We start from the raw sequence: 25,806 nt of genomic DNA on the forward strand, positions 1-25,806 counted from the left end.
AATATTTATTTGTCATAAAATTTCCTCTTTAGTCAATTGCTCCACAAAAGAATTCAGACTATAATAAAAATTACTGAATTTAGTTTTAATACACGCTTTTCAACATCTTTGTTGCTTTGACGAATATAAATGCAATTATCATTCAGAAGTCTACATGAAAAGAGTCACGATGGCTTTATATGGTGGTTACTAGAATATCTAAGATGAATTTTGCTAAAAAGGAGGTTATACATTGCCTATTAAAATCCCGCAACACTTGCCAGCGAAGGAAATACTTGAAAAAGAAAATATTTTCATCATGGATGACAGCCGTGCTGCCAAACAGGATATCCGCCCGTTGAATATCTTGATCCTGAATCTGATGCCCGAAAAGGAAAAAACAGAGAGACAGCTGCTGAGGCTTCTCGGAAATACGCCACTCCAGGTAAACATAACATTTTTAAAAACCGCTACATATGATCCGAAAAACACATCACAATACCACCTTGAAGAGTTTTATCTGACCTTTTCTGAAGTTAAAGAAAAGAAATATGACGGCATGATCATTACCGGTGCCCCAATTGAACTGATGGAATTTGAGGAAGTACACTATTGGAATGAACTGAAGGAAATCCTCGATTGGACTGAGCGGAATGTCACATCTACACTGCATATATGCTGGGGAGCACAGGCAGCTTTATATCATCACTTCGGCATCAATAAATATACTCTGCCGAGGAAATGTTCGGGCGTATTCAATCATAGAGTCCTAGACCAAACCGACAAGCTTTTAAGAGGCTTTGATGATGAATTTTTTGCTCCTCATTCGAGGAATACGGATATAGGCGAAGAAGCGTTGCAAAGCCATCCAGAGCTGAAGCTGCTAGCTTCATCAGAAGAGGCAGGCGCATTGATTATCGCCAGCAAGGACAGCAGGAAGATCATGATCACCGGCCACCTTGAATATGAAGCTACAACACTTGCAGAAGAATACTTGCGAGATAAGGAGAAAGGCATCGAAATCGATATGCCAGAGAATTATTTTCCACAGGATAACCCAGAAAAGAGTCCGAACAACCGCTGGAGATCACATGCACATTTGTTCTTTTCCAACTGGCTTAACTATTATGTATATCAAGAAACTCCGTATGAATGGGATTAGAAAAGGCCAAAGCACCAAGGTCAGCCTTGACAAAGCTTCATGCTTGAAGTGATATTTTAAGTTTTACAAACAAAAAGGCATCGACCGAGTCGGTGCCTTTCTCAATTTTTTTATAGCAAGAGCTATTTGCTTATCTCTGTTAGCTTTGCTGTGCATAATAAACTTCTTCAAATGGCTGGACGACAACAAAGCCATCACCGCTGAATTTCATCTGGATCGATTCGCCGCTTCCACGTCCAAGGAAGGTTTTGAACGAGATATCTGTAACAAACTCAGGCTGAAGATTTCCAGACCATGCTACCGTTGCGTTCGGATCTGTATATACTGGGTTATCCGGACTGACAAGCAGCGTCAGTGGCTCATAATGGGATGTGATTGCCACCATTCCTGTACCCTCAAGGCGGACATTGAACAGACCACCCGACAACATTCCAGCGACCCTACGCATCAGCTTGATATCCCAGCTGATGGAAGGTTCGAATGCAAGCAGGTCATTTCCGTTTACGAAGATGGCCTCATTTTGCAAATGCAAGATCGATATTTTCTTCCCCTGGTCAGCCAAATAGAGCTTTCCATTGCCGTTTGCTTTCATTAACGAGGTGCCTTCACCTGTTAACGCCTTTTTGAACATCTTGCCGATTCCGTGTTCAAGCACTCCCTCACGCTCAAATTTGATTTGACCGCGATACGAAACCATCGCTCCAGCTTTCGACCATACCTGTCCATTCAGATTGATCTCCAGCATTCTCGGTGTCTCCAGTTCAAATAGCCCTTCCCCTTTATCCTCCTGCTTTGTGCTGTTCACAAACTCTTCGATTGAATAACGACTCATCATAATGCCTCCTTATTTTATAACCTGGAACATGAAAACCCACATAAATGAAAGGGATTGCTGGAGCTCTAAGGGCAAAGAACCGTGCGGAAGCTGCTCTGCCGCTTTTTTATAAACTCCGAATTCACCTGCTTTTCTCCAGCCATTTTCAAGAGCCAGCTTTTCCAGCTCCCATGGCATGATCGTGTTACAGATTACATCTTCTCCATATAGTCTCCTGAAGCTGTTCGTCCTTGGTCCTGCAGTTGGACCTAGAATGCCTATGCAGGCATAGCCATTTGGTTTAAGAATACGAGCCATTTCTTTTAAAGACTCATAGGGGTGATTCGTCCATTCTATTGAATTAATTGCCATAACCGCATCAAAATGGTTATCGGGACTTCCACAATCCGACAGGCTTCCTTTAGTGAAAGCACCGTTCTCATTTCGAGGGTTCAGCCTGGCCCTTTCCAGCATCTCTTCTGATACATCGATTCCGGTGACTACATAGCCTGCTTCCGCCAGCTTTTCCGAACCTGTTCCATCTCCGCAGCCCAAATCACAAACCAACGAAGAAGCCGGGACAAATTGCTTGATGAATGGCACTATATCCTTTCGGCTTCCAGTTTCCCACATTGCCCTGCTTCTCGAATTCCATGTAGAAGCCATGCTGTCCCACTGTTTTTCGGACTCCATTTCCCAATTGAAGGTACTCATAAGCTCACCTGCCTCATTTTTAATTCCAATAATAGTTATTTCGCTATGAAAAAGAGAATTCCTCTTAAGTTTATTTTTGCGAAAAAAGTGCAAGACTAGGAGGATGAAAGGAGAGATCAAATTGGAAGAAGAACAATTGGTTGCCATACATAAAAATAACGCTGGTGAAATCATCAGTTTCCAGACATCCAGCGGAAGGATTATATCCTATCGCAAAGCCTTGCAGGAAGCTAACACAGGAACAATTTCAGGAGTGAATATCAATGAAGGTGCAGATGGAACTAATTCTTTGGTTTCAGCAGATGGATCCGGTTTTGAGCAATATCCCGATATTTACTAAGGAATGAATAAAAACACCTGACAGCATGGTCAGGTGTTTATTTTTATTCTTCATCATTTTGTTTTTGGATAGCTCTTAATTCTTGGACACGGGATTGATCTTCTTCAAAGAATTGGACAAGGTCACCAATTCTGTCGATTGCATCCCAGCTTAAATGGTGTTCGATTCCTTCAACATCATTATAGATATTTTCCTCTTTTACGCCGATCACCTTAAGCAATTGCTCAAGCAGTTCATGGCGATCTACCAGCCTTTTACCTGTTTTATATCCTTTCGGAGTCAGGACAAGCCCCCGATATTTCTCGTAAACCACGAACTGGTCTTTATCCAGCTTCTGGACCATTTTTGTCACTGAGGAGGGATGGACCGATAATGCCTCCGCGATATCCACTACCCGGGCATATCCTTTTTGTTCTATTAAAATGAATATTTGTTCTATATAATCTTCCATACTAGGTGTTGGCATCCCATGACCTCCAATGCTTAAACAATAGCCATATTAAAGTTTACTATAGAAGGACAAGGGTGACAAGGCGCTATCCACCTTGATTGACTGGCTGTGCTGCTATATCGAATTTCAGCTTGCTGTCCTCTCCATCCCAATATAGCTTGGCGTTAAAGGTTCTATCCTTGCTTTGGAAGCCTTCAATCACATCCGTACTTCCTTCAGTCAAAAGTTTCTTGATATTTTTCTGGGTTACCGTCTTGCCAAGGATTTGCTTGGAGAGTGTGAAGTTGCATTTTGTTTTCTGATAGTTTGAGCAGCCATAGAAAGTCCCTTTGTCCACAACCATGCCATCGCATTTTTTACATTTTCCCAAGTTAGTAGTACGGCGGGAACGTCCCCCCTTCTTCCCAGGTACGAAAGCATTGGTTAGCTCTTCGGAAAACGTCCAGCCGGAGGACCCTTCCGATGTTTCAGCAACAAGATGTTTGATCATTTTTGAAGTCTGCTCAATGAACTGTTTGGGAGATGCTTCTCCCTCTCCTATTTGGTGCAGCCTCTGCTCCCATTTTGCAGTCATTTCCGGTGATGCCAGGACTTGTCCGCCCACAGCGGCGACGAGGATTTTCGCTTTGGCTGTCGCATATACGAGGTTTTTACGGACTTCTATATACGCTCGATCCTTTAGCATCGTAATGATGCCCGCTCTCGTCGCTTCTGTTCCAAGTCCCTCAGCTTTCATCAGAACCTTTTCTAGTTCCTTGTCTTCAATATGCTTTCCTGCCGTTTTCATAAGGGTAATGAGTTGGCCTTCAGTCAGCCTCTTTGGTGGCTGTGTCTTGCTTTCCTTGACCTCTGACTTCAATACGGTTCCCGTTTCACCTTGCTGGACAGCAGGAAGCTCGGGTTCTTTGTCTGAGTCTTTTTGAGGAAGTACTTTTTTCCATCCTTCATCCAGCTGGACTTTCCCCTTGGAAATAAACTCCGCTCTGCCCTCCACTACCGTCTTGATCGTGGTATATTCTGCGATGTATGGCCCGTAGTGGGCTGCAATCAGTGTCCTGGCCAGCAAGTCATATAATTTTAGCTCGTCCCCAGAAAGCCTGCTAAGGTTTGGAACTTGTTCAGTTGGTATGATTGCATAGTGGTCGGTGACCTTTTTTTCATTTACATAGCGCTTGTTATTTTGAATAGATGAATTTGGCAATGGAAAAAGCTGCTGATAATCAGGATTAGCTTGAAGTTTATTCAAAATCGCAGAAAATCCCTCTGCTTCTCCGGGGGTTACATACCTGGAATCGGAACGGGGATAAGAAACAATTCCCCTTTGATATAATCCCTGTAAAATGTCCAACGTCTTTTTCGGCGACATTTTAAATCGTCGATTCGCTTCGGCCTGAATCGCTGAAAGATTATAGAACAGCGGCGGCAGAAATTCTTTTTTCTCAGAGATAACTTCTGCGGCTTCTGCAGATTTCCCATCGCAGAAAGCAGCTATTTTCTCAGCCATCTCTTTTGTCTTGATCCGTGAATCTCCGTCTTTTTCCCATTTGCCACTGTAATTCTTGCCATTGATATTGAATTTTGCAAGCACTTCCCAAAAAGGTTCCGATACGAAGTTTTCAATTTCCAGCTCGCGTTTAACAATTAATGCGAGAGTAGGAGTCTGTACCCTCCCGACTGAAAAAACATCGGAATAGCCTTTTTTTTGAAGAAGAAGAGTGTACAGCCTCGATGCATTCATGCCGACAACCCAGTCAGCACAAGCACGGGTGTAGGCTTCAAAATACAAATTCTTCGTATCTGCCTCATCCAAAAGGTTTTGGAAGCCTTCCTTAATCGCTTTTGGAGTCAGCGAGGAGATCCACAATCTCTTCATTGGCTTCGTGCAGTTGGCCAGACGGAGGATATTCCTGATGATCAGTTCACCTTCGCGCCCGGCATCGCCTGCGTGAATGATTTCAGACACCTGCGGATCGGTGGCGAGCTTTTTTATGATTTGGAATTGCTTTGCTTTCGACTTGACCACTTCATACTTGAAGTTTTCTGGGATGATTGGCAGTGTACCAAGCGACCATTTTTTCCATGACGGATTGTAATGCTCTGGGGCCGACAATTCCGTTAAATGGCCAATTGCCCATGATACGTATGCACCTTCAGGAAATATTTCATTAGGAAGTATCTCGATGAATCCTTCTCTTTTTTTCATTTTAAATACGGAGGCCAGCGTTCTGCCCTGGTCAGGCTTTTCCGCAACAATCAATTTCATAATTTCCTCCTGAAAAACTTTTATATGCGTGCTTTTTAAGCTTCGTCCTCTATTTTATCTTTTTTTCGACAAAAGCGTAAAGGACTTTTATTGCAGTGTGTCTGCATGAGCCTGTATTTTAACTAGTAAAAAATAAACAGGCAGCTGAATGGATCAGCTGCCTTTAAGATGTTATTCCTCAAATGGTTCGACTATGTTGTTGTCATTGATGTACCAACGGTTCCTGTTAACCACTGCCGAAACGGTTAAAATCAGCGAAGGAACCTTTTCGATCCGGACCACGATTGCTCCGACCAGCTTCTGGAATATCACGAATGACTCTCCATGGCTGAATGCTGCCCACTGGGGACCCATAATCGCAATGGAACGGATGATTTCTTCCTTTTCTGCTTGTTCAAGTGAAAGATGCTGAGAAAAAATGATGATCCAATCCTCATCACCTATCGAAAAGCGGTACATGCCCTCACCCTTTTAATTCATCATCATTGACTAATAAAAGATATGAAGTGCATTTGCAGATTATACCCCTACGATTGAATCATTTAATACTCTCGAAATCCTCAAGCCGCGATTAAGTCGGAGGTCAACGAGTGTATCTCCCGTTTTAATCAGTGCCCTTAACGGTTCGAATGGGTCAACCATCAGGATTGTACCTTCTTCACCATCGCTAAGGAGAACACGTCTTCCGACAAGGCTGTCCATGATCCTGAATAGGAAAACGAGCATGATCTTCGGATCGAATTTTCCGAATACATCGTTTTGCATCTGAGAAATAACAATATGGAAAGGTTCCGCCTGATGATAGACCCTTGAAGATGACATTGCATGGTACACATCAGCAATGGCAACGATTTTTGCAAGCTCGTCTATCTTTTCGCTGCGAAGGCTGAACGGATAGCCTCCACCATCCTCGCGCTCATGGTGCTGCAGAGCAATCAGGGCAACTCTTTCGTTTAACTCAGGAATATCCTTCAACATCCGGTATCCATACACGGTATGGCGTTTCATTTCGTTGTATTCTTCCTGTGTCAGCCTGCCTGGCTTGTTCAAGATATTGGCAGGGATACGAGCTTTCCCTATATCATGAAGTGTAGCTCCCAGGGCAAGGTCATGCAAATCTGATTGGTCCAAATTCAGCCATTTCCCGATCAATGTAGAGATGATGCCAACACAGACTGTGTGCCTGTAGGTATACTCATCCTGAGCCTTCAACTCGTAAAAAAGGTGATAGATATGGGGGATTTCCGCTGCCTGTCTGATGACGGGAATGATCTCATTCCTGATTTCACTAACAGGAACAACTCCTGTCTTTGCCACGATATCGAAAATCTCTTCCATTTGCATGGAGGCATCATCGATTTTCTTAGAAATATAATCAAGTTTTTTAATTACTGCAGTCTGAGGTGTGTGGTCCTGAACGGCATTGCCATTCCTGATTGTATCCAATAATGCATCAATTTGATGATCAGTCAAGGACGTCAACGTGGATGGAGTGGTCTTCTTCATTCGTACCCTCCTCTTAGTTAAGAGTAGACTTCTAGATTAGAATTTTTCACTCTTTTGTCAGGCTTAGATAGAATATTAATAAGAAAATAATAACAAATTTTTCCGAAAATAGGAACTAAAGCTGGGGGAATTTCAATTTATTTTAAATTAACTTAATTTTAAGATTATTTAGTTTGTAATACGCTTACATTCTTGACTGAATCCTTTCCCATATTGTATATTTAAGACATCATTTAATAGATTATATTTGCCGTGTCAAACTGCAGCTGTATCCATTAGATGATAATATTCAACTTTGGCACATATTTTGTGTCACGAAAGACATGGGAGGAAAGTTTAACATGCAAAACGGTAAAGTAAAATGGTTCAACAATGAAAAAGGTTTTGGTTTCATCGAAGTAGAAGGCGGAGACGATGTATTCGTTCACTTCTCAGCAATCCAGGGTGACGGATATAAGTCATTAGAAGAAGGTCAGGAAGTTTCTTTCGAAATCGTCGAAGGAAATCGCGGACCACAAGCTGCTAACGTAGTAAAACTATAATTTTAAAAAGTTGAAGGCTGGCGCGTGGCGCCAGCCTTTTTTGATTATTTAAATTCACGGTTCATGGACATTTATACACATCAGTCTCGATTAAAGGCTCTTTGTTAGACATTTTGACTTCGCTCTTTTGCTGAAATGTCTATAAAACGCCATTTCTTAGACATTTTGGCTTCGCGATTCCGCTGAGATGTCTATAAAACGCCATTTCTTAGACATTTTGGCTTCGCGATTCCGCTGAGATGTCTATAAAACGCCATTTCTTAGACATTTCGCCATAAAACTTCCTTTGAAATGTCCATAAAAGTCAATTTCTTAGACATTTTAGCCTTGTGCTCCTTCTGAAATGTCCATTAAGGGCTTTTGCTTGGACATTTAGCGTTCACGCTTCTGCTGCTGAAATGTCTATAAAGGGGGACCACCCGAACGAACCAAATTATAGTTTTTGCCCGCATTTTTTTATCTTCTCCCCAACGGTGCATTCATTGATGCAGAACCTGTGGGCATGTCTTTTTCCGTTTTCTTGCCGGTTGTGCTTTTTGAGGAAGCAGCCATTGCAGTATGTAGTGAGCAATGTTTCTACCTCGGCAAGGATTTCATTACGCGTCACTGAATTACCGCCTTTCCCTCCTGGTTATAATATTTGCATTTTGCTGTTAATCATTTTACCCTGCAGTGCCTGTGTCGCCAATTTATCTGCCTCTTTATTTTCTTTTCTGCCTACCGGATTGTATCTTGGATGCAAGCCGAGGTCTTTAATTTTATTCTCGATTCTGTCGAGCCAACGGTTAAGTGTTTCTTCATAACAAGGCCACTCTCCCTCTAGCTGCTTAAGAACTACCTGGGAATCCCCTTTTATCTCACAGGTCATGTTCTTAACACCCATTTCCTCAAGGATGGTAAGGGCAAAATATAGAGCAGCATATTCTGCTTCATTGTTTGTTTCAAGCTCATCGAACACTTCATTGGCTCGCAATCTGTATTTTTTCTTTCCTTGTTTGAAGTAGATTATGGTGCCTAGTCCTGCTTTATGATTATAATTATCAAAACCGCCATCAAAATAAACAGTAAGGTCATGAGGCTCTTCTTCCACTTCTTCCAGAAGCTTGCGCATTTCCTTTAATGTCCACGAAGTGCCGATTTCATCTATAAAAGATATCTCTCCAGCTTTACCCGATTTATCTAGCTCTTCACCGGCCTGAAGTGCATGCTCACCATCAAGAAAATCGGAGCTGAACAGGATGGATTCTATTCCTTTTGCTTTATATTCCCATTCTAATTTATACTTCATGAATTCTCCCCCGCTTTCTGAATCTGTTTTCGCACTGCCAAATGGCTTATTTTTAGTTATCTTACCCATTTTCAGACCACGTTACAATGAAAAAGGGACGATGAATCGGTTTTGCTGATAGTATATTTTATAAAATATCGCTCCTATTATGATACACTAACTATTATCTGTACAAACCAACCGGGAGTGATCTTTGTTGTTCGAAGTCTATATTGATGGCGCAAGTGCTGGCAACCCTGGACCAAGCGGTGCTGGTATTTTTATAAAAGGAGAAGGAGAAGTTTTCAGATATTCCATCCCTCTTGGGGTCATGTCTAACCATGAAGCTGAATATCATGCATTTATAAAAGCATTGGAAATCTGTCTTGAAAAAGGTTTCCGTGTTGTATCATTCAGAACCGATTCACAGCTCGTTAATGCAGCAGTAGAAAAGGAGTTCGTCAAAAACAAGCTCTATGCCCCTCTTCTGGAAAAAGCAATGAATCTTGCTGGACAATTTGATTTGTTCTTCATGAAATGGATTCCATCGAGTGAAAATAAGACAGCGGACGAACTGGCAAGGAAGGCTGTAAGGGAGAACAACATGAAAGGAACAGAAGACTAATATGAAAGCATCATCTTTTGCGGATTTAAGCTTACTATTCGTAGCCCTCATCTGGGGCGCCACATTCGTTCTTGTACAAAATGCGATCTCTTTTCTCGAGCCACAATCGTTCAACGCAGTCCGGTTTGCCTTTGCAGCCATCCTGTTAGTACTCTGGCTTATATTTTTTGAAAAAGAACAACTAAAAAAACTGGATAAAAAATTACTATTATCCGGGATCATGTTGGGTTTTTGGTTATTCATCGGCTATGCTTTCCAGACATTAGGTTTGCTTTATACGACCTCATCCAAGGCGGGATTTATCACTGGATTGAGTGTTGTCCTGGTACCATTGTTAATGCTCGGAATCCTAAAACAGCGGCCTAGTTTAAATTCGATCGCTGGTGTTTCGGCAGCAACTGCGGGACTTTATCTTTTAACAATGTCAGATGTGTCCAGCCTTAATATCGGAGATGCTTTCGTTCTGATTTGTGCGGCAGGATTTGCCCTTCATATCGTTTTTACCGGAAAATTCAGCAGCAGTTATCCAACACTCCTTTTAACGACGGTTCAAATTGCAACAGTAGCGGCATTATCAGCCATTTCAGCTGTCTTTTTCGAGGATTGGAAAAGGGCATTCAACCCTGATGTGATCTTTTCAACGAATGTCGTGGTAGCCCTGCTGGTTACATCTATTCTTGCAACTGCATTGGCCTTTTTTATCCAGACGAATTTCCAAAAACATACGACTGCTACTCGAGTCGCCTTGATTTTTGCGATGGAACCTGTTTTTGCGGCAATCACGGCTTACTTCTGGGCAGATGAGCGCCTGACATATAGTGCTCTTGCCGGCTGTGTATTAATATTTGCGGGTATGGTATTCGCGGAATTGCCTCCTGGCAAATTTGAAAGAATCATTCGTAAACTATTCCCTAAAAAAGAGGCTGATTTCAAAGCATAATGCTCTGGAACCAGCCTCTTCTTAATTTAGTTTATATAATTTCTACTTCGAGAATTGTCCAGCTCCAGCGCCTAGCCAGTTTTCTCCCCTGAATAAACTTCCTCGAGTATCTTGCGATAAGCGTTAGCTTTGAGCAGCTCGAGTCGCTTCGGTTCTGTCAATGAAGTCAAAGAACGACTTCACTGCCAGCCCCTCCAGCGCTTGTCGGGGCTGACCAAGGCGCTTACGCTTTTCGATTATACGGCTAAAAGCTCGATTTTTTTTACGTACTGTAACGCTGCTCTGCGGGAATGAATTTTATTGGAAGCAAACGTCTCGAGTAATGAAACAAAGAAGCTTCCATCAAAACCTTTTTGAGCTTTTAAGGTAATTTCAATCGCAGCGTTAGTAATTTCATCGCTTGAATTCGTATACTGCTGACCAAAATATATAAAGCCGATGGCGTCCTCACGCAACTGGAACCCCTTGCTCTTCAAATGAAGCAAGTAATCTTCAACTGTCCGCACTGACTGAATCAATCCTCTCTTCAAGTCAACTTCTAGTAAAATTTTACCGCAACATTCGATCTTTTTCTACCGTTTTTTTGTTAAAAGGTATCCTGCAATTCCCATCGCCATGCCAAACAGTGCTCCTCCAAGCACCTCTTTTGGCTGGTGGCCCAGCATTTCCTTTAATGGATCCGGAGATTTTTCTTCAAATTCTACCGGGTCATCCTCATGGATTTTATCAATTAATTCATCAAGGTCATTTACTTTTAAAGTGAGCTCTCCCGTTTGTCTTCTTATCCCCTGAGCATCGTACATGACGATCATGCCGTAGACAAGGGATAATGCAAAGTCAATGGATCGAACTCCTTTTGTAAGAGCAACATATGTGGTTAATGAAGACACACCAGCTGAATGGGAGCTTGGCATTCCGCCGCTTGCCAAAAATAAATCTGGCTTCCACTCCTGTGTCTTTGCATAATGAAACGGTATTTTTAAGGCCTGAGCAAGGCCAATACTTGAAATAGCAATAACTGCACCTTTGTTCATCATCCGTCACCTCCATGTTATTTTGAAGAAAAATGATTGCTTTTATTCTTGCTCGTTCATAATAAGGATTAAGCTGTAACAAGCAGACAACCTATAAAGGTTAATTCTCATTTCTCGGCATTTTTAAACAAAAAAATTTTTGGAGGGATTGCTGATCATGAGTAAAAAGGGAAACAGAGGCATTAAGGCACCCGGAGTGACGCCGCAAGGTTACGGACAAGATGCTGAATTTGCTGAAGAGCCAAAGTCGAAGCTCGAAAATGCAGCTAAGAAGAAGAATACAAAGTAGTGAAGTAAGCTAAACGCTAAAAAACGGCTGGTATAGTACCAGCCGTTTTCATTAAGCGTATATAGAGTCATTTTCAAACAGGCGGTGCAGCCCTCTGAGTTCCACTTCATTGAACTTGGCGAGAAGCTTATCACGATTAATTTTGAAAAGGGCTTCATCCATCTTGCACTCAACAGGTACATCACATTTGATTTCCGCAAGCTGCCTGCTTAGATGAAGCATTTCAAGATCAGCTTCGATTTTAGCACGCTGTGATTTTGTCAGCTGATGCAGGTTCGCGATGACCCCTTCTACATCTCCATGCTCTTGAAGAAGTTTAACAGCTGTCTTCTCACCGATTCCTCGGACTCCAGGATAGTTATCACTCGGGTCTCCCATGAAGGCTTTTAAATCAATCATCTGTTCAGGCCAGATTCCCTTTTCGGCAAAGAGGCTATTGCGGTCATGGACTTGATAATTGCCATACCCCTTTTGAAGAAGGATGACTGAAACCCGATCATCAATCAGCTGGAGAATATCCTTATCACCTGTCAAAATCGTTACAGAATCTACTTCCTTAGCCGTCCTGGCAATCGTGCCGATACAGTCATCCGCTTCATAGCCCGGCAACCCAATGTTAGGAACATCCAGAGCTTCGACTACTTCTTTGACAAGGTCGAACTGCGGCAGAAGCTCAACTGGTGCCTCAGGTCTATTTGCTTTATAGTTATCGAACATTTCGGTGCGGAAGGTTTTGCTGCCCATATCCCAGCAAACAGCCGTATGGGTGGGCTTGAAGTTTGCCACCGCAGTCGCGAAGTGTTTCATGAAACCGTGGATCGCATTAGTAGGGACCCCTTTGGAATTGATCATGAACTGTCCGGAAACAGCTGTTGCATAGAATGCTCTGAATAACAAAGCCATCCCATCAACAAGCATTAGCGAAGTCTTATTATTTTCCAAGTTGGTACCTCCAATGTGATAGATTGAGCGAATGCTCTATTTTAAAAGCATTATGTCTTAATGTAAAAGTCAACTTTGATATTATATCACAATTCTTGGTGTTCCCTTGTATATTCCGAATATAACCATTCTTCAATCATTGAATAGTCTGCTTCGAAGGAGGACTTTCTCCAACGAATCATTCACCTTTGGAAACGGGATTTTCATGATAAGATACCCAATCGCTGTAGCTTCCTGCATAAAGCCTGACATTCTTGAATCCAGCCTCTTTTAAGGCAATAAAATTCGGTGTTGCCGTCACCCCAGATCCACAATACACGATGATTGGCTGATTAGGATCCAGGTCTTCAAATCTCTTTTTCTGCTCGTCACATGGTTTATAGAAACCATTCTCAAAGCCTTCCATCCACGGTTTATTGATTGCTGTGGGGATATGGCCAGGAACCCGGTCGATTGGCTCCTCGATTCCAAGATATCGTCTGCTTTCACGGGAATCAACAAGAGCAGCACTACCTGTCCCTTTGAGTGCGAGGTCCTTTACTTCTTCAAAAGAAGCAAGCATCTCCTTGTTTTCTTGGATGATGTAATTTGTCTGTTGATAATGCGGTATTGAATCCTCAGTCGGATAGCCGGACTTCTCCCATGCACCAATGCCTCCATTTAGGATATAGACTTTTTCATGACCAACATATTTCAGTAGCCACCACATCCTCGAAGCAAATGCTCCTTCTTTGCCGTCATATACAACGACTAAACTTTCGTTTGTAATTCCAGCATTCTGGAGCCTTTCTTTGAATTGACTAAGAGCCGGGAGCGGATGCCTGCCACCATGCTCCCCGACTTTACCAGAAAGGTCTTTTTCCAGGTCGAAATAGACAGCGCCTGGAATATGGCTATGTTCATAGAGCATTCTGCCCTCGTCAGGATGCCCCAGCTTGAATCGGCAATCGACGACTCTCGTATTCTTGTCTCCTAGACGTTCATTAAGCCATTTTGAATCTATATGATATTGCAAGGCATTCACTCCTTTGTTTGTTTTTGGACCATCAGTTTTTTCACATGTTCCTTTGGATCCCAGCAGGCGAATTGATAATGGCTTTTCGTTTCATAGCCAAGCCTAAGGCAATGATATTTCATTTTCCCTTCCAGTTTTTCAGCCTGAAAATTAACACAAGTAGCACATGCATGAAATCGGTTACTGGTCATTACTTCATACAACCCTTATTGATAGTTTTTTATTTTCAGCAGCGCAGTTTTTACAGAATCAATCGAGAAATTATCATCAAGTGCAGAGGTGATTCCTTCAAAATACTCGGTAATTTGCTCTGAGAAATCCTTCTGTACTTTTGCAAACTCCCGCTCCAGTTCAGGCAGATAGTGACCTTTCAGCCTTGCATTCTCTTTTTCGAGATAATCCCCAGCTGGTCCGTGTAAAAGCTTTTCTAGTTCATCCGCCATAAATTTCTTTTCATTCTTTTCAAAGAAGGATTTAGGATTTTTGAACATTCCAAGCGTTTTCCTGAATCTCGTACGATCGATGTCCTGGTATGCTGTTTCAAAGTCGAGTCCGGTTAAAGTACCATTTTCCGTGGCAGAAATGGAAACTGAAGAATTAATTTTCAAGAATTCAGCTATCAAAGCTTCCTGGAACTCTTTCAAGATTCGAACAATGAATGCCTCGGACCTCAATGATGTAGCCCTCATTTCCTGAGCAAGGTCATATCCAATGCTATCAACCAATTCATCAAGCGCACTTTCAAGAGCCTTCTTCATATTTCGTCCATCGTCCTTTAAAAGGGCTGGATTGAAGGCCTCCCTGAAGAATTCACCAAATCGGATGAAGACACGCTGGCGAATGTAGTAAGTCAATTCATCACTTTCCTGTATCAGGCGTTCTTCAAGAACCGATGGCTTCTTCTCAGATAAAACATGCAGCATTTCTTCTTTTTGTGATATTAATTTCTGGCGTTTATCAGCCCTTGCCGCCTTATCTTCTTCTGCCGATCTGATCATTTCTTCGATCATATTGATCGCCTGACCCCATTTTGCCTCTGCAGACTCTACAGCCATATTCATAAGGTCATTGGCAATGAATGAATAAAACGATCGTTCAAATTGATTAAAGAGCTGGTCTCCGCCATTCTTATCTTCCAGCTTCGCATTTAACCCATTCAAGCTGGAAACAGGGAATAGATGAGGTTTCCTGATGCCGTATTGGACAAGCTGATCCTCGACGTATTCCAAAACGTCCGAACGTTCTTCCTCAGAATTAGCCAAGTCGACGGCATTGACAATAAAGAACATTTTATCGAGTTCAAAGGTATCCTTGACCCTGCCAAGCTGAATCAGGAACTCCCTATCCGCTTTTGAAAATGCATGATTATAATAGGTCACGAACAAGATTGCATCTGAATTCTTGATATAATCGAAGGCCACTCCAGTGTGGCGTGCATTGATTGAATCGGCCCCTGGCGTATCAACAAGGGTTATCCCCTCTCTTGTAAGCTCACAATCATAATAAACCTCGATCCACTCTACAAAACAGGATTTTTCCTCTTCAGCAACATACCCTCGGAATGATTCAAGGTCCACAGACAGCAGTTCTCCAAAGCTATTTTTGAAATTGCTGAATCCTTTGGCAAAAGCCTTGAGGAATGAGTAATGTGTTTTTTCTGCCGCACTGTAACCGCTGTCCTCGAATTCAAGAGTATTGATTTGATCGATCGCTCGCTCAAAATCACTTGTATTCTTGCCGAATAATCCTAGAGACCGATCCAATTCTTTCAGCATTTCATCAGCATTCTTAATCTTGACTATGACCGTCCCGTGAGGATGCTCAGTCGTCACCGGCTTGATTTTATTGATTGCAGCAGTAGTCGGATTTGGTGATACCGGCAAAATCCGCTCACCTACTAGAGCGTTCGCGAAAGAAGATTTTCCGGCGCTGAAAGCTCCAAATAAGGCAACTGTAAATTCTCTTTCTTTTAATCGTGAAGCTTTTTCTTTCAATTCACGGGCGATTTTTTTCAAACCGGGTATATTCTCGATCTGTTCAGCTGTATAATTCATTTTCTCTACCAGCTGTTGTTGTTCTTCATGAAATTGTGCGATCTCATTACCGCCTTGCTCGACAGGAACTTCCTGAGCTGATGGGCCAGCCTTTTTCTTCGCAGTGTTTGAAGAGGAAGTGTCATCCGTTAGGATCACTTCTGGCTCGTCTTCTGCTGCCCTGAAAATATGGTAGTCTTTCTCCAGAAATTCTGTCGGTTGACCATACAGAATTTCCGATACAAGTCTGCGTTGTTCGGCTAAGGTTTCCTGAATGGCACGCAAAGCTTCCCACGCAGAGAACAGCTTCTCAAGTTTTTCTTGTTTTTGGAGAAGTTCATTTACCTCCTCATCACCTAGCCCTTTTACATTGCCAATGAACTTTTCCTTGATTGGCTCTAGCTTTCTTCTGGCAAGGTTCTTCAATGCGTCAGCGACGTCATTCGTATAATTGAGGACATAGTCCCCTGAAAGTCTCGCACCAGGTTTAACAGCTTCAGATAGCAGCTCAGTTTGGAAGTCAATCTTGAAATTATTTGCTGCTGTCTGGAGCTCCGTCTGGGAAAGATTATGCTTTTTGAACAGCTTAGATAAAAAGTCCTTGATATGCCAGTTCAGCTGGGATTGCACTTTATCTTCCAGGTCTCGATAGAAATTATCGAGTCTAGCTGTTCGTTCCTGTTCCGTTTTTTGCTTTGAAAACAACAAGCCCACTTTAAAGTCTGGCTGCCTCGACTGCAGATAAGCCTCCGCCAGCTCCCTGGTCTGGAATGGCATTAAATAGGCGTTCTTTAAGATATCATTGAGTCCCTCACGAAATTCCCGTTCAGGATCCCGGTCAATCTGGATTTTTTCAATATGCTTCTTTATTGTATCTAACTCATCCGACAGTCTTTGCCGCTCACTGTCAGGAATTCCTTCAAGGACCATTTCATATTGATCAATTTCTTCAGAAACATTTTGTTGCAGATTCGCCAAATGATCCTCGGTCAGTTTTTCCATCGACTTAAAAATTGAAATTGGCAGGATTTCCTTTCTCTTTCCCTTCCGCTCCATGATAAAAGAACGAAGCTCCTGGAACTGGTTATGAGGAGCATCAGGTTCTTTCAGCGATGTATAAAAGATCCCCGCATGCTTTACCCCCCAGTCTGCAAAAGAAATTTCAACACTCCTCTTGAATTGGTCAAAAGACAATTCTGCATCCTGATGTTTGTCGACCTGGTTGATAATTAAATACAATTCTTTTCCAGCATCTGTTAATTCTTTTGTAAAAAGAAAGTTCAGTTCAGATTGGACATGGTTATAATCCATGACATAAAAAACAATGTCTGACAAATGGAGCGCTGATTCAGTTGCAATCCTATGCGCATCATCTGTAGAATCGATTCCCGGTGTATCCATGATGACGGCCTGCTCAAGAAACTCAGCCCCACTATGGCTGATTTCGATCGCCTGTATTTGTTCGCCATCCTTGCAGTACGTTTTGACAGTTTCATAATCATATGGTGCCGGATACAAGCGTGACCTGCCTTCTTTGAAGAGGACCTTGGCATATTCAGAACCTGATTTAATCCTTACCAGATTTGCACTGGTTGGGATCGGGCTTGATGGCAGGATGTTGTCGCCAATCAACCTGTTGATCATACTCGATTTACCTGCGGAAAAATGTCCGCAAAAAGCGATTGAGAATTCTTCTTCGACTGCTTTTCTTCCCAATTCCTTTACTTTTTCTGCTGTATCTTCATCGTGGTTTGAATTCATTAAGTTATATAAAGATAGGATCTTTCCTAGAAGCTTATAATCTTGCTGTGCAATAGTGTGGCCCATTCCTCTAACCCCTTGTGACAAAATTGTGAATAACTTTATTTTATATGATTTTTCGCTCTTTTCCTATAATTACATTTTTGCTTTTCGAAAAAAGAAAGCCCGGACACTGGGTCCAGGCTTTCATCTAATTGAGAATAGGGTTGGTTAATGTGGTTTTAGTACATTGCTAAGTACGTATTTCATAAGTAAGGAATAAGCTGCAATGGTTGAAACAACGATCATTGAAACCATGGGTCCGACACCATCCTTAAGGTTCTTTTTAATTGAGAACAATTTTCATCTTAAGAAAAGTGTATCACTATTGATTATCATTTTCAATGAAAGGAAGTTAATTGTCACACTTATTTAACAAATTCGGAACGAAGCGCCCATGAGTTGAGAATTCAGATTCATACTTCGTCAGCTCTCTCAATGCCTTTTCCTCCGCTGGGATCCTAATGGATAAAATAAGGATATTTAATAGAGTAAAGACTGCCATTGTAATATAGGCATTGAACATTAGGGGAATAACAATCAATTCTATCGCCACTATTAAATAGTTAGGATGCTTGATGATCTTATAAGGACCTCTCTTGACCACATTGGCTCCAGGAAGAATAATGATTTTTGTATTCCAGAACTTGCCTAAAGAAGACAGTGCCCAAATCCTCATTATCTGTGTAAAAATGAACAGAGCAAGTAACACTGGCCAAAATCCTGACAGATTTTTATCAAAAAGAATCACTTCCACGATAAAAGTGATAAAAAAAGCTGTGTGGATTGCAACCATAGCAGGATAGTGTCCCTGTCCAAACTCTATTGCTCCCTGCTCTTTCATCCAGGCCTCATTTTTTCTGGCTATGACTAGTTCTGTCATCCTCTGAAAGATTACCAATCCGACAAATATGAGGAACATCATTTTATTCCCACCTCATCAATAACAATTCCGAGCTGAATCCTGGCCCAAGGGCAGCACCCAAGCCAAGGTCGCCTTTCTCTGCAGTCTCCATGAACCTCTTTAATACGTATAGTATTGTCACTGAAGACATATTCCCATATTCTTTTAAGACTTCAAGTGAAGTCTTCGTCATCGTCTTTGGAAACTTTAATGCAGATACATAGGCTTCAAGTACTTTCTTTCCTCCAGGATGAGCAATAAAGTGATCAAGATCTGGAACGTCAAGGCCATTGGTATTCAAGAACCTTAAGACATTGGGCTGCAGCCAGTTTTCAATGATCGTCGGTATATCCTTGGAAAAGACGACATATAGTCCCTCATTTTTCACTTCCCAGCCCATTACATCTTCAGAATCCGGCATGGTGGTGGACTGTGTACCGATAATATTGGGGGCCGAAGATTTTTTCATCATATTTTCATAGCCGGAACGATCTCCGCAGACTAGGGCACAGGCAACACCGTCTGCAAACAGGGAAGTGCCGATCAGATTGCTTTTTGAACGGTCGTTTCGTTGAAAAGTTAAGCTGCACAACTCAATGGATAGCACAAGCACTTTTGCCTCTGGATAGGCAAGACAATACTCATAGGCACGCGACAAGCCTGATGCTCCGCCTGCACACCCGAGGCCCCAAATCGGAATCCTTTTCGTATATTGAGAAGAAGGCAGGACATTCATTATTCTCGCATCAATGCTCGGAGTCGACACACCCGTACTGCTGATGGTAAAAATAGCATCAATTTCTTCAAGATGCACTTCGTCTTTCAGAAACTCATCGTTCTTCAGGCAATTTGAAATGGCTTTTGCCCCAAGATCAACAGCTGCCTCGATATAGGCATCATTCTTCTCTTCAAATGTATGATCATGTTCAAACCATTCAAGGTCTTTGGCAAAATGGCGTTTTTCTATTTGACCATTCTGAAAAACGGTAATCAGCCTTTTGATGTCTTTAAAGGATTCACTGAAAAGATTTTCTGCAAAGTCCATTACCTTATCCTGCTCTATAGAATAAGGCGGCACAGCTTCTGCGATGGATATAATTCTCGGCATTTTTATACTCTCCTCACATCTATGTACGGTTACTTTTTCCATTTACCCGGAGAGTATACAGTCAAACTAGTCTGTGACTTTGAAACGAAAAAAAAGCCTTCCCCGCAATAAGGGAAAGCTAACGTTTTGAAGGAGTTGCTGTGCAAGTTCATTATACAATGCACTGAGGCCTTATACATTATAAAATCTTTACCAGTTGACAATGTATTTCAATGTACGCTTTCTGCATTTACCGTTTTTCAAGCTGCGACTCCATTTCGGGCAATGCAGAGCATCTGCTTTTACCGCTTTTCAAGCCGCGCCCCCTTTACGGGCAATGCAAAGCAGCTGCTTTTACCGTTTTTCAAGCCGCGACCCTTTTTCGGGCAATGCAAAGCAGCTGCTTTTACCGTTTTTCAAGCCGCGACCCTTTTTCGGGCAATGCAAAGCAGCTGCTTTTACCGTTTTCCATCTCTTTATCATTTTTGGGGTAATGCAGTAAAACTTCTTATTACACTAGGTACCATACACCAGGCAATCAAAATCCATGGATCGTCATTCCGCCATCAACGAATAATGTTTGCCCTGTCACATAGTTCCCCGCATCGGAACTCAGGAATACAACAGGCCCTACAAGCTCAGGCAACTCCCCGATCCGCTTCAAAGGCGTTACTGATAGGATGTCCTGAACATACGCTTCGTCGGCCAATAGTTTTTCTGTCAGCGGCGTTTTGAAGTACCATGGCCCGATTGAATTCACGTTAATTCCGTACTGTCCCCATTCCATAGCGAGCACCTTTGTCATCTGCATAAGGGCTGCTTTAGTCGCTGCATAGACGACACCCGTCCTGAGCGCTACTTGTCCGGCAACAGAGGCGATATTAATGATCTTCCCCCCTGCATTTTGTTCCTTCATGATTTTTCCCGCTTCCTGGGACATCATGAAGGCTGATTTCAGGTTGGTATCCATGATTGTTTGCCATTCTTCATCTGTAGCTTCCAAAGCTTTTGAACGGATATTCATTCCTGCATTATTGACAAGAATATCAATTTTTCCCCATTCAGAACTGACTGCAGAAATCGAATTATGTACTTGGTCCCTTTTGGTCACATCTGTCGGCAGCACGAGAGTTTTCCTTCCTAATTTCTCAATTACCGAAGATGTTTCTTTGAGATCCTCCTCCGTTCGGGCAAGTAAGGCAACATTTGCTCCAGCCTCAGCCAGGCCAATAGCGATCGCCCTGCCGATCCCTCTTCCAGCGCCTGACACTATCGCTGTTTTCCCTTCTAAATCAAATGATGGCAAAAACATTCATATCATCCTCCCACTTTAAATTGACTCCATTTTACCATATTAAGCGGGAAATTCAGGCTTCGTCGCCTGACATTCAATTTAAATTCTCGACTGATAAATTTCCTTAATTAGTATCAAATAAAGCATGGCAGATAGAAAAAGCACCTAAACAGGTGCTATTTTTCATTGGATTGCTTTTGTACCTCAATCCAGATTTGTTTTTCGGCTGCTCCTCCACATATATTACATACTTTCATTTCATCATATATGAGGCGGCAATGTTCGCAATAAAACTTCTTCATGAGTACCACTTCCTGATCGACACATTTTATATTAGTTTATTCGCTTAAGTTCAGATTAGTGATTCCTGTTTTTAAAAATGTCAAGTCGTTCTGTCACATCTCGTTTTGCTTGTTTTCACTTTTGTTCATGGTTTCACATGGGTGTATTCACAAATTCTTCACATTTCCCCCTCGTTCTATGTGACTTAAATCACTGTATTGACGCGTTTTCACCATTAACATAGTAAATATGTCAGGTATGAACAATTTGTGAACTGTCTGAAACCATATTTACGTTTCCAAATTGTTTTGTATTATGAGAATGTACTCATCAATTATTAACGAACATTTAATTACGAAGGGAGTGGACCGGGATGGCTCAGCCTGGAATCGGGAAGAAAACACATACGAAGGTGGAAGACCAATCTTCCTTGAAAGGAACACTTGCATCTGTGTTCTTGTTAGGATTCTTTTTAATCGCTACTTGGGTAGGCGTTTATTTATTATTTGTTAATCGTTTTTAAGAGAGACCAAAAGGGGAGAAACAAGTTATGCATATTCATAAATTTGAAAAGATCTGGCTTATATTTGGAATTACGACATTAATCGTATTTCTATCTGTTATTGGAGTCAGCGCATTTTATTTAGGCAACCAGCCACCAAGCTGCCTGGCAACAATCAATCCTGAAAAGGTAGATACTACAGCACCTTTCGATGAGCCTGGCCTGAAGAAGGTAGAAGGAAAAGAATGGGATTACGAACTTGTCTTTGTAGCTTCTGCATTTTCCTACAATCCTGGACAAATTGAGGTTCCAAAAGGAGCCAAAGTGAAAGTAATCGCGACTACCAAAGACGTCATCCACGGATTCCAGGTGGCAGGAACAAATATTAATATGATGCTAGAGCCTGGATATATCAGTGAGTTCGTCACAACATTTGACAAAGCTGGCGATTATCTGATTGTTTGTAATGAATATTGTGGTGTCGGCCACCACATGATGACGTCTAAAATCGAGGTGGTTGAATAATGACTACGAAATTAATTAATCCAAAAGTAGACCGCCGAGACGGCAAATTGGCAATGGCCCACTTTTATGTCGCTTTCATCGCTCTTGCAATTGGCGGGCTTGCAGGTTTGCTCCAGACACTCGTCCGTTCAGGAAAATTCGAACTGCCTTCATGGACTGGATATTACCAAATCCTCACGGTCCATGGTGTTGTGCTCGGACTGGTTTTAACTACATTTTTCATTATGGGATTCCAGCTCGCTTTAGTGAGCAAAACATCCGGTACATTAACAGATAAACAACGTTTGACTGGCTGGATTGGTTTCTGGACAATGACAATTGGTACTGTAATGGCTGCTGTCATGATCCTGACGAACCAGGCTTCTGTTCTTTATACATTTTACGCACCTTTACAAGCACACGCACTCTTTTACCTAGGACTTACACTTGTCATCGTCGGAAGCTGGATTGACGGTGCCGCACTGATTATGGCTTACACTTCATGGAGAAAAGCAAATCCAGGAAAACCTAGTCCATTGCTGACTTTTATGTCACTTGTAAACACGCTTATGTGGATTGTTGCGACAATTGGTGTCGCTGCCACCGTATTATTCCAACTGCTTCCTTGGTCACTTGGCCTAGTAGAGCGGGTAGATGTATTGGTCAGCCGTACATTGTTCTGGTATTTCGGACATCCGCTTGTATATTTCTGGCTGTTGCCTGCATATATGGCCTGGTATGCGATCGTGCCAAAGATCATCGGCGGAAAGATTTTCTCTGATTCTTTAGCAAGGATGTCTTTCATCCTATTCCTGTTATTCTCAATCCCTGTTGGTTTCCACCACCAGTTGATGGAACCAGGTATTGACCCAGCATGGAAATTCCTTCAGGTTATTTTGACATTCCTTGTTGTCATCCCATCATTGATGACTGCATTTTCGTTGTTTGCGACATTTGAAATGTTCGGCCGTTCAAAAGGCTCTACTGGCCTATTCGGCTGGGTAAAAAAGCTTCCTTGGGGCGATGCACGCTTTGCAGTACCATTTATCGGAATGCTAGCTTTCATTCCTGCTGGTGCTGGCGGACTAGTCAACGCATCCCACCAGTTGAACCAGGTAGTACACAATACCATTTGGGTTACAGGCCATTTCCATTTGACACTTGCGACTTCAGTCGTCCTGACTTTCTTCGGAATTTCTTATTGGCTAGTTCCTCACCTTACTGGAAGGGTACTAACAAAGGCTATGAATAAACTAGCAATCATTCAGGGGATTGTCTGGGCAATCGGTATGACCTTCATGTCCGGTGCAATGCACGCAGCAGGCCTGCTTGGCGCTCCACGCCGTTCATCATTCTCAACTTACGGAGGTGCAGAACAAGCTGCTGAATGGATTCCTTACCAGGTCGCACAGGCAGTCGGTGGATCCATCCTGTTCCTTGGAATCATACTGATGCTTTACATTTTCATCAATCTTGCATTCTTTGCACCTAAAGGTGATGAAGAATTCCCTGTCGGAGAGGTTGCTGATCAAGCTGAGAAGACTCCGATGGTATTCGAAAACTGGAAGTTATGGCTTGGCATCACTGTCCTTTTAATCCTATTCGCATACACAATACCGTTCATCGATATGATCCAAAATGCACCGATAGGATCTAAGGGATATAAGTTCTTCTAAAAGCTTTCTTCTTAAGTATAGAAGCAAAAAATAACCAAAACAGGGTATGAAATCAAAAAAGGTTTCACACCCTGTTTTTTATTGTTATACAGTATTGATCCTAAAAAAATAGGATGCATAGGCATCCTATTTTTTTACAAGTATTTAATTAAAAATCTGCGTTTCCTGGTGTACGAGGGAATGGAATGACATCGCGGATGTTCTTCATCCCTGTTAGATACATAACAAGTCGTTCGAATCCGATTCCGTAGCCAGAATGCTTAGTGCTGCCGTATTTTCTAAGCTCAAGATACCACCAGTAGTCTTCTTCAGACATACCAAGTTCTTTAATTCGTTCTGCGAGGACTTCTTCTCTTTCCTCACGCTGACTTCCCCCAATTAACTCGCCAATTCCAGGGACTAAAAGGTCAGTTGCGGCAACTGTCTTGCCATCCTCATTCGCTCGCATATAAAATGCCTTGATGTCTTTCGGATAGTCGGTTACGAAGACAGGACGCTTGTAAATTTCCTCACTAAGGTAACGCTCATGTTCGGTTTGCAAATCTGTACCCCATTCAACTGGGTATTCAAATTCCTTGCCTGAGTTCTTTAGTAATTCAACTGCTTCGCTATAAGTAACTCGCCCGAAATCGGATTCTAATGCATTCTGCAATCTTTCGATAAGTGTTTTATCAATAAAGCTATTGAAGAAGGCCATTTCTTCTGGTGCATGTTCAAAAACATAATCAATGACATACTTGACCATTTCTTCTCCAAGGTCCATGATATCAGGTAATTCTGCAAAGGCAACTTCCGGCTCGACCATCCAGAATTCCGCAGCATGTCTTGCCGTATTTGAATTTTCTGCCCTGAATGTTGGACCAAAGGTATACACATTACGGAAAGCTAGCGCAAAGCTTTCCGCATTCAGTTGACCGCTCACGGTCAAGTTGGTCTCTTTGCCGAAGAAATCTGCACTTTCATCCACTTTTCCGTCCTCAGTTTTTAGAAGCTTGTTCATGTCCATTGATGTCACACGAAACATTTCCCCGGCACCTTCAGTGTCGCTTCCAGTAATAATCGGTGTATGTACATGGACAAATCCTTTGTCTTGGAAGAATTTGTGTAGGGCATAAGATGCAAGAGATCTTACTCTAAAAACGGCTGAGAAGGCGTTTGCTCTCGGACGTAAGTGAGCGATTGTTCTCAAATATTCAAGGGTATGTCTCTTTTTTTGTATAGGATAATCGGTATCCGACAATCCCTCGACTACAATTTTAGTCGCTTTGATTTCAAAAGGCTGTTTCATGTCAGGAGTTGGTACATATTCACCTTCTACTAAAACAGAAGAGCTAATAGGCAACTTTGTAACTTCTTTGAAGTTATCAAGGGTATCTTCAAAAACAACTTGTACACTCTTAAAGAAAGTTCCATCGTTTAACTCCATAAAGCCAATGGTTTTGGAATCACGAAGAGTACGGATCCATCCTGTAATTTGAACAGTTTGGTCTTTAAAATTTTCTTGGTTTCTGTATAAATCTTTTACTACGGTCTTAATCATAATTAACCTCCTCAGGGTAATTTTTGCAATAAAAAAAGCCTCCTATCCCCAAAAAAGGGACGAAAGGCTGAACTTCCGCGGTACCACCCAAATTGTCATAAAATGACCAACTTTACTACTGCTATCCCAGTCTGTAACGTGCTGGAAACGTCTAAGCCTACTCACGGATATCCCTTTCGGTTAGAACTCAAAGGTGTTCTTCATTTATGCTTCATCGCCAGGCTTCCACCGTCCCCGGCTCGCTATCGAATATAGCAAAAACTACTTTCCTTTTCATCGATTTAAAAATATGTAGTTATCA

Annotated in this window: 26 protein-coding genes and 1 other annotated feature; of the genes, 9 read left to right on the forward strand and 17 right to left on the reverse strand. The window is 42.1% G+C overall.

The window, feature by feature from the left end:
- Positions 1-232: 232 nt before the first annotated feature.
- Positions 233-1,141, forward strand: coding sequence for a homoserine O-acetyltransferase MetA (gene metA, locus LGO15_RS15330; protein WP_226085210.1), 909 nt, complete (start codon positions 233-235; stop codon positions 1,139-1,141).
- A gap of 139 nt (positions 1,142-1,280) precedes the next feature.
- Here the strand turns inward: metA and LGO15_RS15335 are convergent, their stop codons facing one another.
- Complete coding sequence (locus tag LGO15_RS15335) at positions 1,281-1,973, reverse strand: AIM24 family protein (RefSeq protein ID WP_226087905.1); 693 nt, start codon at positions 1,971-1,973, stop codon at positions 1,281-1,283.
- A 12-nt stretch (positions 1,974-1,985) separates the two neighbouring features.
- Entirely contained in the window at positions 1,986-2,669 is a 684-nt protein-coding gene (locus tag LGO15_RS15340) for a class I SAM-dependent methyltransferase (RefSeq protein ID WP_226085211.1), read from the reverse strand.
- 121 nt (positions 2,670-2,790) lie between these two features.
- Here LGO15_RS15340 and LGO15_RS15345 point away from each other — a divergent pair, with 121 nt between their 5' ends.
- Complete coding sequence (locus LGO15_RS15345) at positions 2,791-3,009, forward strand: DUF3892 domain-containing protein (protein ID WP_226085212.1); 219 nt, start codon at positions 2,791-2,793, stop codon at positions 3,007-3,009.
- A 43-nt stretch (positions 3,010-3,052) separates the two neighbouring features.
- Here LGO15_RS15345 and mntR read toward each other — a convergent pair whose 3' ends face one another.
- The 4 genes from mntR to LGO15_RS15365 form a co-directional block, all read right to left on the reverse strand.
- The gene (gene mntR / locus LGO15_RS15350) at positions 3,053-3,475 is read right to left on the reverse strand and encodes a transcriptional regulator MntR (protein ID WP_226085213.1); all 423 of its coding nucleotides are present in this window, start codon (positions 3,473-3,475) and stop codon (positions 3,053-3,055) included.
- A gap of 70 nt (positions 3,476-3,545) precedes the next feature.
- Positions 3,546-5,723 (reverse strand): DNA topoisomerase III, encoded by a 2,178-nt coding sequence (locus LGO15_RS15355; protein WP_226085214.1) that lies wholly within the window; start codon positions 5,721-5,723, stop codon positions 3,546-3,548.
- Positions 5,724-5,894: 171 nt separating this feature from the next.
- Positions 5,895-6,182 (reverse strand): hypothetical protein, encoded by a 288-nt coding sequence (locus LGO15_RS15360; protein ID WP_167831301.1) that lies wholly within the window; start codon positions 6,180-6,182, stop codon positions 5,895-5,897.
- 60 nt (positions 6,183-6,242) lie between these two features.
- A complete protein-coding gene (locus LGO15_RS15365; protein ID WP_226085215.1) occupies positions 6,243-7,229 on the reverse strand; it encodes an HD-GYP domain-containing protein in 987 nt (328 codons plus the stop codon).
- 341 nt (positions 7,230-7,570) lie between these two features.
- Between LGO15_RS15365 and cspD the strand changes: the two genes are divergently transcribed.
- Positions 7,571-7,771: a cold-shock protein CspD gene (gene cspD, locus LGO15_RS15370; RefSeq protein ID WP_023627628.1), complete on the forward strand. Its 201-nt coding sequence runs from the start codon at positions 7,571-7,573 to the stop codon at positions 7,769-7,771.
- 433 nt (positions 7,772-8,204) lie between these two features.
- Here cspD and LGO15_RS15375 read toward each other — a convergent pair whose 3' ends face one another.
- Both LGO15_RS15375 and LGO15_RS15380 read right to left on the reverse strand, forming a co-directional pair.
- Positions 8,205-8,378, reverse strand: a complete 174-nt coding sequence (locus LGO15_RS15375) for a zinc-finger domain-containing protein (protein WP_167831303.1) — start codon at positions 8,376-8,378, stop codon at positions 8,205-8,207.
- A gap of 24 nt (positions 8,379-8,402) precedes the next feature.
- Positions 8,403-9,059: a reverse transcriptase-like protein gene (locus tag LGO15_RS15380; RefSeq protein WP_226087906.1), complete on the reverse strand. Its 657-nt coding sequence runs from the start codon at positions 9,057-9,059 to the stop codon at positions 8,403-8,405.
- A 196-nt stretch (positions 9,060-9,255) separates the two neighbouring features.
- Here LGO15_RS15380 and LGO15_RS15385 point away from each other — a divergent pair, with 196 nt between their 5' ends.
- Positions 9,256-9,663, forward strand: coding sequence for a reverse transcriptase-like protein (locus tag LGO15_RS15385; protein ID WP_167831304.1), 408 nt, complete (start codon positions 9,256-9,258; stop codon positions 9,661-9,663).
- Between the two features lies 1 nt (position 9,664).
- Entirely contained in the window at positions 9,665-10,603 is a 939-nt protein-coding gene (locus LGO15_RS15390) for a DMT family transporter (protein WP_226085216.1), read from the forward strand.
- Between the two features lie 236 nt (positions 10,604-10,839).
- Here the strand turns inward: LGO15_RS15390 and LGO15_RS15395 are convergent, their stop codons facing one another.
- Both LGO15_RS15395 and LGO15_RS15400 read right to left on the reverse strand, forming a co-directional pair.
- Positions 10,840-11,121: a DUF6123 family protein gene (locus tag LGO15_RS15395; protein ID WP_413231404.1), complete on the reverse strand. Its 282-nt coding sequence runs from the start codon at positions 11,119-11,121 to the stop codon at positions 10,840-10,842.
- Between the two features lie 54 nt (positions 11,122-11,175).
- Complete coding sequence (locus tag LGO15_RS15400) at positions 11,176-11,637, reverse strand: divergent PAP2 family protein (RefSeq protein ID WP_167831670.1); 462 nt, start codon at positions 11,635-11,637, stop codon at positions 11,176-11,178.
- A gap of 157 nt (positions 11,638-11,794) precedes the next feature.
- Here LGO15_RS15400 and sspL point away from each other — a divergent pair, with 157 nt between their 5' ends.
- Entirely contained in the window at positions 11,795-11,926 is a 132-nt protein-coding gene (gene sspL / locus LGO15_RS15405; RefSeq protein ID WP_167831306.1) for a small, acid-soluble spore protein L, read from the forward strand.
- Between the two features lie 51 nt (positions 11,927-11,977).
- On the opposite strand, the gene LGO15_RS15410 is transcribed toward sspL, so the two are convergent.
- The 6 genes from LGO15_RS15410 to LGO15_RS15440 form a co-directional block, all read right to left on the reverse strand.
- Complete coding sequence (locus tag LGO15_RS15410; RefSeq protein ID WP_226087908.1) at positions 11,978-12,844, reverse strand: 5'-3' exonuclease; 867 nt, start codon at positions 12,842-12,844, stop codon at positions 11,978-11,980.
- Positions 12,845-13,046: 202 nt separating this feature from the next.
- Entirely contained in the window at positions 13,047-13,892 is an 846-nt protein-coding gene (locus tag LGO15_RS15415; RefSeq protein ID WP_318999788.1) for a sulfurtransferase, read from the reverse strand.
- Positions 13,893-14,089: 197 nt separating this feature from the next.
- Positions 14,090-17,743, reverse strand: a complete 3,654-nt coding sequence (locus tag LGO15_RS15425; protein WP_226085218.1) for a dynamin family protein — start codon at positions 17,741-17,743, stop codon at positions 14,090-14,092.
- A gap of 328 nt (positions 17,744-18,071) precedes the next feature.
- Positions 18,072-18,641, reverse strand: a complete 570-nt coding sequence (locus tag LGO15_RS15430; RefSeq protein ID WP_167831310.1) for an isoprenylcysteine carboxyl methyltransferase family protein — start codon at positions 18,639-18,641, stop codon at positions 18,072-18,074.
- Position 18,642: 1 nt separating this feature from the next.
- Positions 18,643-19,728 (reverse strand): type III polyketide synthase, encoded by a 1,086-nt coding sequence (locus LGO15_RS15435; protein ID WP_167831311.1) that lies wholly within the window; start codon positions 19,726-19,728, stop codon positions 18,643-18,645.
- A gap of 517 nt (positions 19,729-20,245) precedes the next feature.
- Positions 20,246-21,019 (reverse strand): SDR family NAD(P)-dependent oxidoreductase, encoded by a 774-nt coding sequence (locus tag LGO15_RS15440; protein ID WP_167831312.1) that lies wholly within the window; start codon positions 21,017-21,019, stop codon positions 20,246-20,248.
- Positions 21,020-21,656: 637 nt separating this feature from the next.
- Between LGO15_RS15440 and LGO15_RS15445 the strand changes: the two genes are divergently transcribed.
- The 3 genes from LGO15_RS15445 to LGO15_RS15455 are packed head-to-tail and all read left to right on the forward strand — an operon-like array spanning position 21,657 to position 23,965.
- Entirely contained in the window at positions 21,657-21,806 is a 150-nt protein-coding gene (locus tag LGO15_RS15445) for a cytochrome c oxidase subunit 2A (RefSeq protein WP_167831313.1), read from the forward strand.
- 27 nt (positions 21,807-21,833) lie between these two features.
- Positions 21,834-22,310, forward strand: coding sequence for a cytochrome c oxidase subunit II (locus LGO15_RS15450; protein WP_167831314.1), 477 nt, complete (start codon positions 21,834-21,836; stop codon positions 22,308-22,310).
- A complete protein-coding gene (locus LGO15_RS15455) occupies positions 22,310-23,965 on the forward strand; it encodes a b(o/a)3-type cytochrome-c oxidase subunit 1 (protein ID WP_167831315.1) in 1,656 nt (551 codons plus the stop codon). The genes LGO15_RS15450 and LGO15_RS15455 overlap by 1 nt, the downstream gene beginning before the upstream one ends.
- A gap of 148 nt (positions 23,966-24,113) precedes the next feature.
- Here the strand turns inward: LGO15_RS15455 and asnS are convergent, their stop codons facing one another.
- Positions 24,114-25,505 carry an asparagine--tRNA ligase gene (gene asnS, locus LGO15_RS15460; RefSeq protein ID WP_167831316.1) on the reverse strand — a complete coding sequence of 464 codons (1,392 nt, stop codon included), beginning with the start codon at positions 25,503-25,505 and terminating at the stop codon, positions 24,114-24,116.
- 52 nt (positions 25,506-25,557) lie between these two features.
- Positions 25,558-25,791 (reverse strand) — a binding site (T-box leader).
- Between the last annotated feature and the right edge of the window lie 15 nt (positions 25,792-25,806).

Origin of the sequence: Mesobacillus sp. S13 (genome assembly GCF_020422885.1) — a bacterium.
Classification (GTDB): domain Bacteria; phylum Bacillota; class Bacilli; order Bacillales; family Cytobacillaceae; genus Mesobacillus; species Mesobacillus selenatarsenatis_A.

Bases quoted from the DNA above. Each gene is read 5' to 3' on its own strand.
- LGO15_RS15335 (WP_226087905.1), bottom strand. From the start codon at position 1,973: ATGAGTCGTTATTCAATCGAAGAGTTTGTGAACAGCACAAAGCAGGAG.
- LGO15_RS15340 (WP_226085211.1), bottom strand. From the start codon at position 2,669: ATGAGTACCTTCAATTGGGAAATGGAGTCCGAAAAACAGTGGGACAGC.
- mntR (WP_226085213.1), bottom strand. From the start codon at position 3,475: ATGCCAACACCTAGTATGGAAGATTATATAGAACAAATATTCATTTTA.
- LGO15_RS15355 (WP_226085214.1), bottom strand. From the start codon at position 5,723: ATGAAATTGATTGTTGCGGAAAAGCCTGACCAGGGCAGAACGCTGGCC.
- LGO15_RS15360 (WP_167831301.1), bottom strand. From the start codon at position 6,182: ATGTACCGCTTTTCGATAGGTGATGAGGATTGGATCATCATTTTTTCT.
- LGO15_RS15365 (WP_226085215.1), bottom strand. From the start codon at position 7,229: ATGAAGAAGACCACTCCATCCACGTTGACGTCCTTGACTGATCATCAA.
- cspD (WP_023627628.1), top strand. From the start codon at position 7,571: ATGCAAAACGGTAAAGTAAAATGGTTCAACAATGAAAAAGGTTTTGGT.
- LGO15_RS15380 (WP_226087906.1), bottom strand. From the start codon at position 9,059: ATGAAGTATAAATTAGAATGGGAATATAAAGCAAAAGGAATAGAATCC.
- LGO15_RS15390 (WP_226085216.1), top strand. From the start codon at position 9,665: ATGAAAGCATCATCTTTTGCGGATTTAAGCTTACTATTCGTAGCCCTC.
- LGO15_RS15400 (WP_167831670.1), bottom strand. From the start codon at position 11,637: ATGAACAAAGGTGCAGTTATTGCTATTTCAAGTATTGGCCTTGCTCAG.
- sspL (WP_167831306.1), top strand. From the start codon at position 11,795: ATGAGTAAAAAGGGAAACAGAGGCATTAAGGCACCCGGAGTGACGCCG.
- LGO15_RS15410 (WP_226087908.1), bottom strand. From the start codon at position 12,844: ATGCTTGTTGATGGGATGGCTTTGTTATTCAGAGCATTCTATGCAACA.
- LGO15_RS15425 (WP_226085218.1), bottom strand. From the start codon at position 17,743: ATGGGCCACACTATTGCACAGCAAGATTATAAGCTTCTAGGAAAGATC.
- LGO15_RS15430 (WP_167831310.1), bottom strand. From the start codon at position 18,641: ATGATGTTCCTCATATTTGTCGGATTGGTAATCTTTCAGAGGATGACA.
- LGO15_RS15435 (WP_167831311.1), bottom strand. From the start codon at position 19,728: ATGCCGAGAATTATATCCATCGCAGAAGCTGTGCCGCCTTATTCTATA.
- LGO15_RS15440 (WP_167831312.1), bottom strand. From the start codon at position 21,019: ATGTTTTTGCCATCATTTGATTTAGAAGGGAAAACAGCGATAGTGTCA.
- LGO15_RS15445 (WP_167831313.1), top strand. From the start codon at position 21,657: ATGGCTCAGCCTGGAATCGGGAAGAAAACACATACGAAGGTGGAAGAC.
- LGO15_RS15450 (WP_167831314.1), top strand. From the start codon at position 21,834: ATGCATATTCATAAATTTGAAAAGATCTGGCTTATATTTGGAATTACG.
- LGO15_RS15455 (WP_167831315.1), top strand. From the start codon at position 22,310: ATGACTACGAAATTAATTAATCCAAAAGTAGACCGCCGAGACGGCAAA.
- asnS (WP_167831316.1), bottom strand. From the start codon at position 25,505: ATGATTAAGACCGTAGTAAAAGATTTATACAGAAACCAAGAAAATTTT.